Source organism: Microcoleus sp. Pol12A5, from assembly GCF_036701435.1.
Classification (GTDB): Bacteria; Cyanobacteriota; Cyanobacteriia; order Cyanobacteriales; family Microcoleaceae; genus Microcoleus.
In genome coordinates, this window is sequence record NZ_JAUBQU010000044.1 from 31,864 (window position 1) to 47,510 (window position 15,647).

Below are 15,647 nucleotides of genomic sequence, written 5' to 3' on the forward strand. Positions count from 1 at the left end.
ACTGTTGACTGTGAGTCAAAAAACTGAAAATTGCGTTGATATTTGTTGGCAGCTTCATTCGACTTTACCATGACGATCAAGCGCGGATATGACATCATTCCGGCGCTGGCGGAATTGATATAAGTTCCGGTTAAAGAAGAAGTCCGCCTGCGCGGGGGGAAGCTTGTGTAGCGCCAGACTTGAGTCGGGTGGACTATTTCAGTGAATGTCGGACTTTTGTGTGCAAAGGCTCAATTTCCTGCCAGCATGGCTTTGTGTCCTTCCGAAGAAGTGGCATAGCCCAAGAAATCCTTAACTGCTTGGCTAGGAGGATTTTTGTAGGCGTAGTACAACTGCCGCTTGTAAGGATAGTTACCCGCATCCGTCGTCGCACCGTTGACGGGAACAACGCGCACCGTTCTCTGATTGACTACTTGAGCGAAAGTCGCATAGCCAATGCCATTGTTGCCTAAAGCTTGCAGCAGGGGAGTTGTCGCATCTCGATCGAGCGTGGTAGTATTTCGCGTCGTGCCAAACTCGCCACCTCCAAGCACTTGTTCTTTAAACTGAACTTCCCCCCCTGCAAATATACTTACACAGGCTCAAAACCCTCAAACCACAAAGGTTTCAATTGTTGAGTAAAAAATGTGTACCCATGTAGATGATTGATATCTGTTTGCGCTCGGCAATTATATTGAATCTACAACAATTGAGGGCGAGATCCTGCGTCAGCTATTGCTTATAAATGGGTACAAATTTTTTACTCAACAGTTGCATCCTTTGTAGAGTAAGAGTTTTAGGACTGTTAGTACATTTTTATGGGGGAAGTCCAGTTTAAACGTTTGGTGAGTGCCACTAACTGCCGGTCTGTTAATTACTTTAATCGGGCCCGCCGGGCCGCCGACTTTCGACCAGTCTTGAGTATTTCCCTTGAAAATATCTTGAACTTGAACCGAGGTTAAACCTCCTTTGAAGGGGTTGTTAATGCCGACTACAAGGGCGATCGTATCTAGCGCAACAGGCACCGCTGCCAAACCCTGACCTTGTTCTTGAGCCGTCAAAGGTCGCGATATCGCTGCAATATCGGCTGTTCCTGCGACCAAATCTTGAATTCCCTTTGCAGAACCGTTTGCTTTGGTATCGACTATCGTGCCGGAAAACTTGCCTTGAAAGCCGTTCTTGAGGTTCTGATTGATTGTCACCATGCTGGTGGAACCGTCAATTCTCACCGCCGTACCCGCAGGCACGGAAGCTGCAAGCGCAAAGGAACTAGCCGCAACAGGCGAAGCGCCGCCGACTACTGGCGCGACTGGAGGTGCGACAGCATTGCCTGCCGGTGTGGGAGTCGGGGTGTTGTTGGCATCCTGGGATGTTGGTTTGTTGAGAAAAAAGAACCAACCGCCACCGGCGAGCAACAGAAATAACAGAATAAAAACTATGGGGGGAGGCCCGCTCTTAGCCATAAAATTCTCCTTAGTTGGGAAGTTCTTTGTTGTTGGAGTCGTCTAACATTTGCAGCCTGCGATTAACTTCATCGTCTAAGGTCATATTTTCTAATTCTGCCTGAAGTCTTTCTTGGGGGTTCTCAGATATTTCTGCTAAAGCTTGCTGTTTGAGGTGGCGGCCGTGGACGGCGTTTTTGGCTTGCTCAAACTGCGATCGAGCTGAATCGATACTGAGGTCGTTGTTGACTTTGGATATGGCTCCGAGGGCTTCGTTAATCTCGGCCATATCTTTCATATTTTGCATATCGGTTTTGTAAGCTTCCAGCTTCATCCGTTCTCGATTTAGCTTGTCTTTGGAAGCGTTGACGTATTGTTCGGCTTGTTTTACTTGGGATTCTAATTGCGGCAGGATTTGTTCTGTCTGAATTACCTTCGCCATTGCCAAGCGGGCTGCTTCTTCGTTGCCGTTGCGCTGGGCTGTGATGGCTTGGCGCTCTAGGGTTTGCATTTCCCTAACTTTTTCTTCATATTTAGTTTTGGCGCGCTGGTAGGCTGCAACTTGGGTAGAGACTGCTGCTGCTAGCTTTTGCACTGATTCTTGCATTGATCGCAGTGACTCTTCGGCTACCGCCACCGACACCTGGCCGCCGGATTCTACGGGCAGTCCCCACATCCAGTTCCACGCACCTACGATGGTTCTGCCTGCCTTGTCACCCATCAACCAATAAAGGACTTTTTTCATATAAGTACCAGATAAGCTTGGTTTTTACGCCTAGTTTACATCAGGAATTGTCGATCGCCCCGTCAGGTCGATCGATTTCTAGATTTTGGATTAATATTTTTTAACTGTCTGGATCGTCTATCCCCCATTTGCAAAACAGGCAATATTCGGATTTGCCTGTTTTGCTATTTGTTTTTCGGCAATCTTCAGGCCTGTTAACTCTCAATTTTATAACCTGCCGTTTAATAACAGGCTAAAAATATATTAAGCGGGTAAATCTGCAAAACTACTAACATTTACCAGCGCTAAATCGGGACAAGTCCGTTTGATCAAACCTGTGAGAACTTTGCCGGGGCCAATTTCCACTACCCGATCAATTCCTTGTTGTGGCAATTGCAGGGAAATTTCTCGCCACCGCACGCCTTTGGTCATCTGCTGAGTCAACCGCTGCTTTAAAGTTGCGGCGCTGGTAGTGGCGGAGGGTTCTGCGTTCGAGAGCACCAGCATTTTAGCATCGGAAAACCTGGCAGACTTTAAGGCTAGCTGAAACTCTGCCGCCACTGATGCCATCAGGGGAGAGTGAAACGCACCGGAAACATTCAATTTAACGGCGCGTTTGACTTTGATTTTGGCAAGCAAATCTTCTACTGCTGCAGGCGTTCCAGAAATCACGACTTGTGCTTCGCTGTTGTCGTTTGCCAGCACTACGTCTCGGCTGTATTGAATTTGCAATTCTAGTTCCTGCCTGTCGAACCCGATCAAAGCCACCATTTGCCCGCCAGAGGCAGTTTCCATGAGTTCGGCGCGGCGTTTGACTAAACGCAATCCGGTTTCAAAGTCAAAGACGCCTGCTGCGTATAGGGCAACATATTCTCCTAAACTGTGACCGGCAACTACCGCTGGTCGATCGCTTTTTTCTCGCACTAAGTCGGCCAAAATACTTTCTACTACGAACAAGCAAGGCTGAGTGTAGAGAGTCCGAGATAGTTTTGCTTCTTCTTTTTGGCAAACTTCCGGGACAGACCAGCCTAAAATTTCTTTAGCGAGCTCAAATTTGGCTTTGGCTGTTGGCAAGTTTAATAAGTCTGCACCCATCCCGATCGCCTGGGAACCTTGTCCGGGAAATACCCATGCTGTTTTAGTCATTTTTCCGGTAATCTGCTAATTGGTGGTTGCTAATTGGTGATTGCAAAAATTCTTTCTTTCCCGCTTCTAACTTCGCTCGCTGGTATCCGCTATCTTTCGGTTAACGAACTATCTACTCGCGACTCACGCGACTCACAATTATAACATATAATTGCCTTTTTTACCAGGTTTATATTTTTTTTGCTACTTTAATTTAATTAATAGCCGTAACAAAAATTTTCACCTTCAAGCCGGGGAAAGTCGATCGAAGAATAGAGGATTTTCCATTTCAGCACGCGCTTGTCAATAACTGATGTCGAGGTGGTGCACCGCTGCGAACCTTGCCTTAGGTATGGCGTGTTAAAGGATTTGTATTTTACTCGATCGAACTCCCGACAATAACCGGAGCAAGTTTACAAACGGTCGCCAAATATTATCTTCCCCATTTAAAAATTGCCGCCCCCCAAGTCAAACCTGCACCGAAACCAGCAGCAGCAATAGTATCGCCCGCTTTAACTTTACCCAGACGCACGGCTTCGTCTAAGGCAAGGGGAATTGAAGCCGCTGAGGTATTGCCGTAATTCGCCAAATTGCTAATTACTTTTTCGGGGGGAATCTTTAACCTTTGGGCAACTGCATCCAGAATCCGCTGATTGGCTTGGTGCAACAGCAGCCAGTCAATTTCAGCAACGCTGATATTTGCCCGAAACATAGCTTTTTCTATGACTTCCGGCACTTTTTTTACGGCAAAACGATAAATTTCTTGACCGTTCATGGTGATGGGATGAAATCCACCTTGGGCGATATTCACGCCCTCAATTAATCCTTTTGACTCGGCTTTGTAAGCCAAATTGAGAGAGGAATTTTGCGTTCCGTCGCTACGAATTTCAAAGCCCAAAAAGCGATCGACTTCTGAGGCCTGCAATAATACCGCACCTGCACCGTCTCCAAATAGAATGCAAGTACCCCGATCCGACCAATTCACCCAGCGAGATAAAATATCGGCTCCGATGAGCAAAACATTTTGATAAACCCCTGTCCGAATGAACTGCGAGGCTGTAACTAAACCAAAAACAAAGCCCGAACAAGCTGCTGTCAAATCAAACGCTACAGCTTTTGTCGCGCCCAACTGATATTGAATTTTACTGGCAGTGCCAAACAAATCGTCAGGACTGGAAGTCGCCAAAATAATTAAATCGATATCTGTCGGCGAAATTTCTGCCATTGCGATCGCCTGAAGCGATGCCTCCGAAGCTAAATCGCACAAAGAAGTGCGATCGTCCGCCAGCCTGCGGGAACGAATGCCCGTCCGCGCCCCAATCCATTCGTCAGAAGTTTCTACTATCTGACTCAAACCGTTATTATCCAGCGAAACCTGCGGTGTACAAGAACCGCTACCCGTGACGGCAATGCCGAACCCTGATTGCTGCAACATTCCTCTCCATTTACTCGCTGTTCGATCGAGAAATTAAAAATTAAAAACTACCAATTAAAATTATTTTTTAAACTGCTGAAATTACTTTTTTTAAGCAAAACAGTTGGTTTAAGCTGACATTTTTAATTTTACATTTTTAATTTTTAATTCCTACTTACTGCCTCTAATTCACAGCTTCTTGTTCCATAGCGCTTTGGTGATTGGAGGATCGAATTCGCTCCAGCACTTGGTTGTCAATAGCCTCCTTCGCTAAACGAATGGCATTAAAAATCGAGGCAGCCTGAGACGAACCGTGGCTGATAATGCAAACTCCAGCAACGCCCAATAGTAAACCGCCGCCGTGTTCAACGTGGTCTACCCGCTGCTTAAACCCCTTGAGGCTTTCTTGCAGCATAGGGTCGTTAATTTGATGTTGGAGCCCTTTGACCAACTCTTCCTTAAGCACCTGGACTACGACTTCGCCCACGGCTTCGGCAAACTTCAACAACACGTTGCCAACAAACCCGTCGCAGACAATCACGTCGAACTTTCCAGACAGCACGTCGCGGCCTTCGGCATTGCCCACAAAAGGAATGTTCGGGTTGTCCACCAATAACTGGTGGGTACGCACCGCTGCATCGTTGCCTTTAGAAGGTTCTTCGCCAATGTTGAGCAGGCCGATTTTAGGTTCGGCGACGCCCAGCACGCACTGGCTGTAAATAGTTCCCATAAGAGCGAACTGCTCCAAAAATTTGGGGCGGCAGTCCACATTAGCGCCGACATCGAGAATAAGTACAGAGCTGCCCGGTACCATTGTCGGCAAAACCGCACCGATGGCAGGGCGATCGATTCCGGGGAGCCTCCCCAACCTCAGCAGGGCAGCAGCCATTGCCGCGCCGGAGTGACCGGCGGACACCACAGCATCAGCTTGCTGCTGCTTTACCAAGTTCATCGCTACGTTAATCGAAGCGTTGGGCTTGCGTTTGAGAGCACTCAAAGGTTCTTCGTGCATTTCCACCGCTCCTTCAGAAGGAACGATTTCTAGCTGACCTGTAGAGACGCGGCCGATCGCGTCTTGTTGCCGGAGCGAGTCTTCTATTTGCTGGGGGTCGCCCACCAGCAAAATCTCTACGCCTAATTCTTCTTGTGCCTTAAGCGCTCCAGCTACAACTTCGGCGGGGGCATGATCCCCACCCATAGCGTCTATTGCAATTCTTGCGCGTGTCGATCCCATTGACCAATGTTTGAGAAACACTAAAAATTCTACCAGGAAGTCAGGAGCGTGAATCCAGAAGTCTGAATAAAGAACTAAAATCCGCTCGCAACGGCGATCGGACAATTCTCATTTCCGACTACTCTGATAGAACTTGTTTTGTCACTACTTTACTATTTTTGACTGCAAATTGAAAAAATCAATGGAATAGTTTACATGACCGCAAGCACTTTAGTCAGGTACCCCCGGATTCATCGGTGGAGGGAGAGAAAAGCTGCCCATCCTCATCACAAGCCTCCGGATTTATCAGTGGAAGCGCTTTCTTCAATCTAAAATCTCAAATCTCAAATCGATTGACTTTAGGAGTAAAAAATGCTGGATTTATTTAGCTCGGGGATCATGTCTCTGTGGCTGGACATGGCTGGGGTACGCAGTGTCGGGCCTAATGCTGCGTCAGTGCTGGCTTGGCGGGGAGGGATACCCGCGTTAGTGGTGGCCGAAGATTTGGCTTTTGGGGGAATAGATGTAGCAAATCCCGACTTGCCAACAGAAGCGACGGTGCGGGAATACTTAAAAGATTTGAAGGACAAGAACCTGATTGAGGGCAATCAGGGAATTTGGGTGCAAGCGGGAATTGTTCCACTGGTAAGTAAGCAGGGGACAGTGCTGATGCCTGGGGCTTCGCTGACTAAGATTGCGACTTCTCTGGCGTCGCTGGAAACTTGGGGCCCTGATTATCAGTTTGAAACGCGGTTCCGGGGAACGGGGGCGATTAGGAATGGGGTGTTGCAGGGAGATTTGGTGGTCAGCGGCGGGGGCGATCCGCTGTTCGTGTGGGAGGAGGCGATCGCCGTTGGCAATGCTCTCAATCAAATGGGTATCGAGCGCGTGGCGGGCAATTTGGTAGTGACAGGCAATTTCCGCATGAATTACGAGTCCGATCCTTTGGCCGCGGGGGAGATACTGCGGCAAGCTCTTGAGGGTAGCAATTGGCCTCCGGACGTGGTGGCAATGTATTCTAAGATGGCTCCAGGAACTAGAAAACCGCAAGTAACAGTTGCCGGCAGCGTCATTGCTGAGAAATTTGTGAGTTCGGGGCATTTGCTGCTGAAACGCCGATCGCTTCCTTTAGCCGAAATTCTCAAGCAGATGAACGTCCACAGCGACAATGAAATGGCTCAGATGCTGGCAGACGATTTGGGCGGGGCCAAGATAGTGCAGCAGCAAGCGACTTGGGCTGCGGGGGTGCCAGAGGAGGAACTTCAATTAGTTAACGGTTCGGGATTGGGAGTGGAAAATCAGATGTCTCCGAGGGCGGCTTGTGGGATGCTGCAGGCGATAGCCCGCAACCTTCAGACTACTGGGCTGACGATTGCTGACTTGTTTCCGGTGTCAGGGCGCGATCGAGGAACTTTGGAACACCGACACATTCCGCGATCGGCTGTGGTGAAAACTGGTACTTTGGACACGGTGATTGCTTTGGCTGGAGCCATACCCACGCGCGATCGGGGTTTAGTGTGGTTTGCAATTATTAATCGCGGCACCGATTGGGACTCTTTGAGAGCGCAGCAGGACATATTTTTGCAAAAATTGGTCCAGCAGTGGGGAACAGCATCGATTTTGCCACTAGCAATTACACCGCACATTGACGGTGCCAGACCTGCCTTGGGGGCAGCAAATCGTAGTGATATTTTGGTGGGAGGTTAAGAAATAGGGGTTGAGTTGGAGTTCGGGGAAGGAGCACTGACAAAATAGCTTAGAATTGGAACAAGACTATTGTGCAAGAAGATGATCAAACTGCGATTGAAGAGATACGGGAAAAAACGCGAGACAAGCTACCGGATTGTAGCGATGAACAGTTCTACTCGCCGCGACGGCCGTCCCCTAGAAGAGCTCGGCTATTACAACCCCAGAAATAATGAAACCAGGCTGGATGTTCCAGCGATTGTCAAGCGCCTACAAGAAGGCGCTCAGCCAACTGACACCGTGCGTGACATCCTGAGAAAAGCCCATGTATTTGAACAAGTCGGAGCCGGAGCCAACGTTGAATCCAGCACAGCAACAGTCAGCTAGTCCCAACTATGCTGGACTGGTTAAGTTTTTAATTGGGCCTTTTTTAGAGACCCCAGGCTCTTTGCGGGTTGATTGCGAACTGCACCCGCGCCAATCGCGGGTCTGGGTTAGGCTTGCTTTTGAAGATCCCGACAAAGGCCGGGTGTACGGTAGGGGCGGACGCAATATTCAGGCAATTAGAACTACGCTTGAAGCGGTGGCGCAAACAGCGGGTCAGTCCCTGTACTTAGATATATACGATGGTGAAGCGGGCGATCGCGGATCGGGCCCGCCCAGGGGAGATCGCGATCGTCCGGATCGCGACCGCCCAGATCGTGGCTCGCGGGAGCCGCGAGGCGACTTCCGACCCCGGACGCCACCTCCGTCGCCGAGTCCCTTAGCTAGCAGAACTCCGAGAGAACAACCTCGCCGTACTAACACACCTACGTTTAGAACGAGCAGAAATACTCCCGGTTATTAACTAACTGCATAGCCCAGAAAGAATTTTAGATTTTAGATTGCCTGTTGTAGACTTTGTATTACAAGACCCGTTTGGTTTGAAATTGCCGGTTTTGCGATCGGAAACAAATGTAAAATTTTAAATTTCAAATGTCAGCGGCATCAGGTTAATCTAAAATCTAAAATTTCCAATCTAAAATCTAAAATTGCCTGACTTAATAGAAGGGAGATTTGATTTGTGCCTCAAGCACCAAACTCATTTGGGAGCTAAATCTAAAAGACGCCTTAGATACTAGGTAAAACCTAGTAATGGGCGTCTTTTTGTTCGCAAATAGTGACGGGTTTAATGTTTAGTTGTTAACTTTTAATTGCTTATTTGGAGGAGCTTATGTTGGCATGAATGAAAAATTAACAATAGAGTTACCGAGCATTCAAAGCGCAATGTCGCTGGCGGGTAATCAAGAAGAAAACCTGAAAATGATCTCTAAGCAAACTGGTGCTAACCTGGTAATGCGAGGGCAAGAACTGCTGATTTCCGGCACAAAAAGCCAAGTAGAATTGTGTCATAAATTAGTGAGATCGCTCTCCGACTATTGGAAATCCGGCAAAAATATTACCGGAGTTGAAATCCAGACGGCGCGCCAAGCTTTGGATACCAACCGCCAAGGCGATTTACAAGACTTGCAGCGAGACGTTCTCGCCAGAACCCGCCGCGGCGAAGAAATTAGAGCCAAAACCTTCAAGCAGCGGCAATATGTCCAAGCAGTACGCACGCACGACCTGACATTTTGCATTGGCCCCGCTGGTACTGGCAAAACATTTCTAGCAGCTATTTTCGCCGTGCAAGCGCTGTTAAGCAAGCAGTACGAACGGCTGATTTTAACCAGGCCAGCGGTGGAAGCTGGCGAAAAATTAGGGTTTTTGCCGGGAGATTTGCAGCAAAAAGTCGATCCATATTTGCGCCCGCTTTACGACGCCCTACAAGAAATGATCGACCCTGAAAAAATGGCCGATTTAATGGAAAGAGGCTTGATCGAAGTAGCTCCTTTAGCTTATATGCGGGGGCGCACTCTCAGCAATGCTTTCGTAATTTTAGACGAAGCTCAAAATACGACGCCGGCTCAAATGAAAATGGTGTTGACTCGTCTGGGCTTTCGATCGAGAATGGTAGTAACGGGCGATATCACTCAAACAGATTTGCCGCCAAACCAACAGTCGGGATTGTCAGTCGCCCAAAACATTCTACGCAACGTTGAGGGCATTGCTTTCTGCGAATTCTCTCAGGCGGATGTGGTGCGACATCCTCTAGTGCAGCGAATCGTCGCTGCTTACGAACTGCACGAAACATGAAGGAATAAGGAATAAGGAAGGCTTTAGTTATCTTAGAGAGAAGGAAAGCTTTAGTTATCTACGAGAGAAGGGAGAAGGAAGAATTATCCTTTTTTCTCTAATTCCTTTTCCTAATTCCAAAATACCATTTTCTTCTGATCGATTTAATCTAAAATCCACAATCCACAATCCAAAATTGATATGACTGCGACTCTGAAAGAATTCTTGGAAGCTTGCGAACAATTGGGAACGCTGCGTTTAATCGTGACTAGCAGCGCGGCTGTGCTGGAAGTGCGCGGTTCAATTCGCAAGCTGTTTTATGCGGAGTTGCCGAAGGGTAACTATGCCAATATGCACGCCGAAATATTTGAGTTTCATGTGAATATGGACAAAATAAAACAGGTGAAGTTTGAAACGGGCGAGGCTAAAAGAGGCAATTTTACTACTTATGCAATCCGTTTTCTGGACGAACAAAATGAGGCTGCTTTGAGCGCGTTTTTGCAGTGGGGAAAGCCGGGGGAATACGAACCAGGACAGGTAGAAAATTGGCAAGAATTGAAGGAAAAATACGGGGAGGTTTGGGAACCTGTACCTGTTGAGGCGCTTTAAAACCTAGGCTTTCTCACCTTTAAATTGCATCTGGGGGGCGGGAGATCCTGCCCAACCCCTACTCCCCCCAAGAATAAAATTGATTTTTGTGTAACAGGCAGGATGCCTGTTTATGAAAAGGGTATAAAATATGATGTTTAAATGATTTGTTGTCTAATTTCTGAATTAATGAACCGCAGAGGGCACAGAGAAAGTCGAGAAGAGATAAAGAAGAGAAATAGAGATAGAAGGTGCGTTTTTTGAGTGTAATTGGGTATGAAGGTAATTTGGAGTTTTTGTTTGGTTTTGCTGGTGTTGCTGTGGGGAGGCGGTGCGAGGGCGGGGGTTTTGAGCGATCGCATATCAAGTTTTCCCAATTGGGAAAGCAAGCCTCCTATCGCTGTAGCTAAGGGAGATTTGGTATATCCCGACTGGATGGCGGGGAATTGGAATGTTGCTAGCACTTTGGTAGATTTAGCCGCTCCTTTAGCGCCAAATATTGTCACGCCAGGGCTTGAAAGCAACCGCCAGTATTTGCAGCATCCGGTATTATTTAAAGTGCGATTTCAACCGGAAAAAAATATTGGGTTAATTTCTAATTATACCTTTAAAAAGGCTCAAAAGATTGTAGCAGATCGCACTTTTAACGGTTTGAATATTGCTAAGGCTTATTTAGGCGATGGTGGGGTAGTTTCGGTGAAAGTCGATCCGACCAATCCCAACCGCCAAATTACTGTGTTGAAAGGGGAACGCCAATTAATTTCGATTGTTACCAGTCGCGGCACTGAAACGCCGAATCCTCGCGAGTTTGTGTCTACAGAGATTTCTCAGCAGATTTTTCGGGGAGAGTCTGATATTTATTTAAATGAGGTGGAAACAACAACGGCTTATCGAGTTGTTGGAGGCGGAGAAAATGGCGATTCTGCGAGTAAAAGAATTGAGGCCGATCAGGTGACGGCGATTTATTTGTCGCCGCAAGACCCGGATTATTTTGCTGCTGGGGGGCATCCTGTGGCTCTGTATCGATATCGGTTGGAGTTGGTGCGGGCATAATTAAGCTGTCATCTCGATCGACCTAGCAACTTCAATTTCAACCAATCGATTATCGACTCTCAAGGTCGTGCGATCAATACTTGGGCTGATGTGATTAACCGCGCTAACTGGGGTAGGAAAGTGATGCACGAGCGCAATGCTCACAACTTCCCGCTTGATTTGGCTGCTGGTGAAACCACCCCAGTAGCAATGGTTGCTCCTTCTATCAATGGTTAATTTTTAACTTGAGATAATCAAAAAGCGGCCCTATTTCTAGGAGCGCTTTTTGTTTAAAAAAAATAATTTTGCGATGACTCGGCGGTTGAAACTGCGTCTACACAAACGAATTCCACCTCCGCGGACTAAAGAATAGAATATTAGGATAGACGCCAAGTTTTGGAAGTCGTATATTATAGAAAAGCGATTGTAAAAGGTAAGTCAAATGGTTGTCGCAATTTCTAAAGCAGGATTGGATACAGGTGTGGCTTTCCTGTCAAACGTGACATGGGAGACTCTGGAAAAGTTGGATGCAGATTTGGCTGAGACTGGGGCGCGTTTAACTTATTTGGATGGGTGTTTAGAAATTATGGCTCCTTTTTCTGAGGAACATGAAGAGTCTAGAAACACTTTAGATCAGCTTTTAGAAATGTATATGCGGACGAAAGACATTCGTTTTTATGCGCGTGGTAGTACAACCATCGGCATGAAGGAGTTGGGTGCACGGAAGGAACCAGATGAGTCTTATTGTTTGGGTGTACGCAAGTCAGTTCCAGAGTTGGCGATCGAAATAACAGTGACGAGTGGTGGAATTGATGCGCTGGAAATCTATCGTCGGGTGGGAGTGCAGGAGGTTTGGTTTTGGGAGGATGGGGTAATTTCGGTTTATTGCTTGCGTCCAACGGGATATGAGTTGGTGAGTAAGAGTGAACTGTTGCCGGAGTTGGATTTGCGATCGATCGAGTTTTATTCGCGGATGGCCGACCAATATGATGCGGTGAGTGCTTTTATGCGATCGATGTAGAATAGAAAAGAGTAATTCTTTGGTTTAATTGCGTTGCGATCGGGTGAAATTACTCATAGCTTATATAATATTTAACTTGCACTGAAGTTATGCTTTGAATACGGGATTGAGAAAAAACATCGATCGCGCTCCTACTAACATTTTTTCCACTAAGCCGCGTCGGGCTAAGGATTGTATGGCTTGCCAAAATTCTGATTGGGATAATTCACTATCAGCAGGTTTTGGCGAAATATCTACAGCTTCATTTTGACTGGCTAACCAGTATAACGCCTTTTTTTCTGAGTCTGATAAACGCTCTAGGTGAGATTCTAAAATAGGTTCTAACTCACCTAAAAATAAATCTGCTGTTCCATCTGCTAAAAATAGGGAAACGCTACCGTTAAATAATTCCAAAATTGTAGCCGCGATGATATTTAGCCAGGAAGGATGTCCTTGATAAAGGTCGATCAAGTCTGACCATTTTTCCTCATCTGCTAATTCTTTTTCTCTCAGAATTTCAGCAGCTTGTTCTCCTAACCCTTTGAGGTTTAAGGTTTGCGTCGAGAGGTTTACTGCTTCTAAAGCAGTAATTTCTCTGGGTTTTTCCCAACTGAGGAGGATTAAACAACTTTGATGAGAGGATGTGGCAATTTGTTTGAAAAATTTGCCATAATCTTCAGCGCCGGCTAAATATTGACCGGCTAATTGACTGCTTTTAAAAATATTTTGTACGTCATCAAGGATTACTAAACAGCGAGAAGATCGAAAATAATCGATGACTGTGGGTAATGGGGGTTGTGGCAATCGCCCAAAAAATTGCTTGAGTTCGGTTTGGACGGTTGAAAGTGTGGGTTTATCAGCGAGACTTAACCAAATAATATAATCAAATTCGCTTTGAGTTAGTTCGATGAGTTTGAGGGCGAGATTGCTTTTACCAATTCCGCTTAAGCCGCAGATGGTGATATTGAGTTTGATAAAAAATTAATCAATGATAACGATAAATAAAAATATTTTCATCACAAGGCTTAGATGTAAGTGCGTCCAATTGAGATTATTATCAAATAGATTATCGGAGGTGATGCACTCTACTAAGTAAGGACTTACTAAAATCTATAGGCTATACTATCAATAATATTTGGGTCTATTCCTTGCTTGATAATAGTTTCTCAACCTCTCTCTATATCTTCTATATAAATACCTTTACAACTTTTGTGCAATTCAAGATATTGAAATATGGGTCGAAATAATTAGGTTTGTAAATGCATCTTTCGTTTTTTAGGAATTACGATATAAATGGAAAATTGGGATCGATAAATGTTAGGGGATTTAATTTGACATTAGCCACAAAATCACCCATACGCAATAGCCCAGAGTGGATAGCAGTAGTGCATTCAATTTCAAATAATGCTACTATTTTAAACTGAGTATCTAGCCATATTACATCAATTAATTTACTAATTTTTTCAACCTTTTTGTCTAATCCACCAACAGGGAATTCTTCCATTGTTAACTCCTTAAGCTTACCGAGCCTAGAGTCCTCGCAAGTATTGTCCCGCAATCTATGCTCTCCGAATATATACTCCTTTGAGTGATCGTTTCCCGCAATCCATACTTTATGGCCTAATTTTTGTCCTATCTGTGCCAGAATTCCCTGTGTTTTAGTATGTATTGAAATATTTGGCCATAAAGCTGCTGGAGGTTTTTTATTACAACTCTCTTGATACTTTGGTTCATTTTTTTGTTTTTTGTAATCGGATATAACTCTGTCGTCGGGAAAAAATAGATTTAGCTGATATATATTCTTTTCTTCTATTTTCCGAATGATGTGTTCGGGTTTTTCTAATCCTATAGCATCGGTTATATCAGCCCTTTCGATATTTTTTACTTTTTTTAGGTAAGCATTGGTAAGGTTAGCGCCTCTAAGATTAGCCCAATCTAGATCTGCTCCTTCAAGATTTGTATCTTTCAACTCTGCATAAATAATATCTGACCATTTCAGATTAGCCTCTATAATAGATGCCCCTCTTAATTGAGCGCTGATTAAATTAGTATAGCTTAGATTGCTATAGTTTAAGTTTGCATTGCTCAAATTTGCACCACTTAGATTAGCAAAGCTCAGATCGATCTCTGTCAAATCAGCATCGCTTAAGTCACAACCATGAAAATCTCTTCTGCCTTCTGAATAAAGTTGTTTCAGTTCGTTTTCATCTATATTCATAAACTCCTCTCAACTATTTTATCAAGGTACATTGCTCTAAGTGACAGTAGAGCCTATTTTCTGCGATCGCCCTACCTCCTCACTGGCTAAAATCCCTGCACAAAACTTATCCAGCGTGGTACTTTATCACCTGTAATATTTAGGATAGGAATGTTGAAACTTCTGACATCAGGGCGACCGATTTCACCAGCCGAAAAAGTAATATTCGTAGGTTCGGATTTACCTAAACCATAGGCACTAGCTATTTGATTAGCAAGTCGGCAGGTTATTACAAAACTTCCCATATTAATCGTGCCACCTCCAGCCTCGTAATTCCATATAATACCGGGTGTTAAAGTTCCCTCCTGACACATAAAGTGAGTGACTTCAAACATTTTAGCAATGTGAACATCATATCGCCTTAAGCGTCCTCCATAGGCCGATGCTCTGGTATCGCTTTCTGGTACTACAATCGATCCAAATCCTTCGTCAAAACCAAGCTTCATCGGTAGTGCTGTCGAACTTGTGAGCGGTTGACTCGCTTGGGGTTGTACGCGAGTCGATGACATCTGTATTGGTTTGACAAATTGACTATTAGCGCGAATAAAATAACCTTGCGCCGCACCAGCAGTGTAGGTTTTTCCTACAAAAAGCCAAGGTAAACCCCTGGTATCACGGAAAGTAACACCAGCATTACCAGGAAAGCTTTCAAAACGCTGTCCCTGTTTTAAAACACCAACTACAGACCAATTAAAAACATCAAATGGAGTGCGGTTGTCAACACGCATAAATTCTTCAAAAGAAGAATTCATGCGACAATTTAACCCCTTTGGGTCTGAGTCTACTACTTCCCAATAAGTATGATAAGTTCTTCCTATATAATCCCCTTGATTATTAGGACTTGGGAGAGGTGCAGTAGAACCCAGGGCGAACGCATCTAAATTTTATGTTAACAGAATCTGGTATATTGGAGGAGAATTCTTGAGTATCCAAAAAACATTTAATTAGAGTTTACTTGTATGAAACTCAAACCTAAAATCACCATCGCCGACCATTTTGCCGACTTAGAAGATCCCAGAATTGAGCGAACGAA

General features: G+C 45.4%; 16 protein-coding genes and 1 pseudogene. 8 read left to right on the top strand and 9 right to left on the bottom strand.

Going from position 1 to position 15,647, the window contains the following annotated elements:
• Positions 1-230 precede the first annotated feature (230 nt).
• The 6 genes from QUA45_RS14115 to plsX form a co-directional block, all read right to left on the bottom strand.
• The gene (locus QUA45_RS14115) at positions 231-533 is read right to left on the bottom strand and encodes a substrate-binding domain-containing protein (RefSeq protein WP_333221176.1); all 303 of its coding nucleotides are present in this window, start codon (positions 531-533) and stop codon (positions 231-233) included.
• A 210-nt stretch (positions 534-743) separates the two neighbouring features.
• The gene (locus QUA45_RS14120) at positions 744-1,442 is read right to left on the bottom strand and encodes a substrate-binding domain-containing protein (RefSeq protein ID WP_333221178.1); all 699 of its coding nucleotides are present in this window, start codon (positions 1,440-1,442) and stop codon (positions 744-746) included.
• Positions 1,443-1,452: 10 nt separating this feature from the next.
• The gene (locus QUA45_RS14125; RefSeq protein WP_333095960.1) at positions 1,453-2,166 is read right to left on the bottom strand and encodes a PspA/IM30 family protein; all 714 of its coding nucleotides are present in this window, start codon (positions 2,164-2,166) and stop codon (positions 1,453-1,455) included.
• Between the two features lie 243 nt (positions 2,167-2,409).
• The gene (gene fabD / locus QUA45_RS14130; RefSeq protein ID WP_333095961.1) at positions 2,410-3,291 is read right to left on the bottom strand and encodes an ACP S-malonyltransferase; all 882 of its coding nucleotides are present in this window, start codon (positions 3,289-3,291) and stop codon (positions 2,410-2,412) included.
• Between the two features lie 412 nt (positions 3,292-3,703).
• Positions 3,704-4,705, bottom strand: coding sequence for a beta-ketoacyl-ACP synthase III (locus tag QUA45_RS14135; RefSeq protein WP_333221180.1), 1,002 nt, complete (start codon positions 4,703-4,705; stop codon positions 3,704-3,706).
• 163 nt (positions 4,706-4,868) lie between these two features.
• Positions 4,869-5,918, bottom strand: coding sequence for a phosphate acyltransferase PlsX (gene plsX / locus QUA45_RS14140; protein WP_333095973.1), 1,050 nt, complete (start codon positions 5,916-5,918; stop codon positions 4,869-4,871).
• 351 nt (positions 5,919-6,269) lie between these two features.
• On the opposite strand from plsX, the gene QUA45_RS14145 reads away from it, so the two are divergent.
• The 8 genes and pseudogenes from QUA45_RS14145 (at position 6,270) to QUA45_RS14180 (ending at position 12,378) form a co-directional block, all read left to right on the top strand.
• The gene (locus tag QUA45_RS14145) at positions 6,270-7,604 is read left to right on the top strand and encodes a D-alanyl-D-alanine carboxypeptidase (protein ID WP_333095963.1); all 1,335 of its coding nucleotides are present in this window, start codon (positions 6,270-6,272) and stop codon (positions 7,602-7,604) included.
• A gap of 81 nt (positions 7,605-7,685) precedes the next feature.
• Positions 7,686-7,970, top strand: a complete 285-nt coding sequence (rpsP, locus tag QUA45_RS14150) for a 30S ribosomal protein S16 (RefSeq protein ID WP_006633724.1) — start codon at positions 7,686-7,688, stop codon at positions 7,968-7,970.
• Positions 7,942-8,430, top strand: coding sequence for a KH domain-containing protein (locus QUA45_RS14155; RefSeq protein ID WP_333085049.1), 489 nt, complete (start codon positions 7,942-7,944; stop codon positions 8,428-8,430). Before rpsP ends, QUA45_RS14155 begins: the two co-directional genes overlap by 29 nt.
• 374 nt (positions 8,431-8,804) lie before the next feature.
• A complete protein-coding gene (locus tag QUA45_RS14160) occupies positions 8,805-9,758 on the top strand; it encodes a PhoH family protein (protein WP_333095965.1) in 954 nt (317 codons plus the stop codon).
• A 180-nt stretch (positions 9,759-9,938) separates the two neighbouring features.
• Positions 9,939-10,346, top strand: coding sequence for a ChuX/HutX family heme-like substrate-binding protein (locus QUA45_RS14165; protein WP_333221182.1), 408 nt, complete (start codon positions 9,939-9,941; stop codon positions 10,344-10,346).
• 255 nt (positions 10,347-10,601) lie between these two features.
• Positions 10,602-11,378, top strand: a complete 777-nt coding sequence (locus QUA45_RS14170; RefSeq protein WP_333095967.1) for a DUF6816 family protein — start codon at positions 10,602-10,604, stop codon at positions 11,376-11,378.
• 24 nt (positions 11,379-11,402) lie between these two features.
• Positions 11,403-11,594, top strand: a pseudogene (locus tag QUA45_RS14175) (photosystem II q(b) protein); the annotation flags it as partial.
• Positions 11,595-11,799: 205 nt separating this feature from the next.
• Positions 11,800-12,378 (top strand): Uma2 family endonuclease, encoded by a 579-nt coding sequence (locus QUA45_RS14180; protein ID WP_333095968.1) that lies wholly within the window; start codon positions 11,800-11,802, stop codon positions 12,376-12,378.
• 87 nt (positions 12,379-12,465) lie between these two features.
• Here the strand turns inward: QUA45_RS14180 and QUA45_RS14185 are convergent, their stop codons facing one another.
• The 3 genes from QUA45_RS14185 to QUA45_RS14195 form a co-directional block, all read right to left on the bottom strand.
• Positions 12,466-13,161 carry a hypothetical protein gene (locus tag QUA45_RS14185; RefSeq protein WP_333221184.1) on the bottom strand — a complete coding sequence of 232 codons (696 nt, stop codon included), beginning with the start codon at positions 13,159-13,161 and terminating at the stop codon, positions 12,466-12,468.
• 478 nt (positions 13,162-13,639) lie between these two features.
• Positions 13,640-14,575, bottom strand: coding sequence for a pentapeptide repeat-containing protein (locus QUA45_RS14190; protein ID WP_333221186.1), 936 nt, complete (start codon positions 14,573-14,575; stop codon positions 13,640-13,642).
• Between the two features lie 86 nt (positions 14,576-14,661).
• Positions 14,662-15,366 (bottom strand): hypothetical protein, encoded by a 705-nt coding sequence (locus QUA45_RS14195; protein WP_333221189.1) that lies wholly within the window; start codon positions 15,364-15,366, stop codon positions 14,662-14,664.
• Positions 15,367-15,647: the final 281 nt, after the last annotated feature.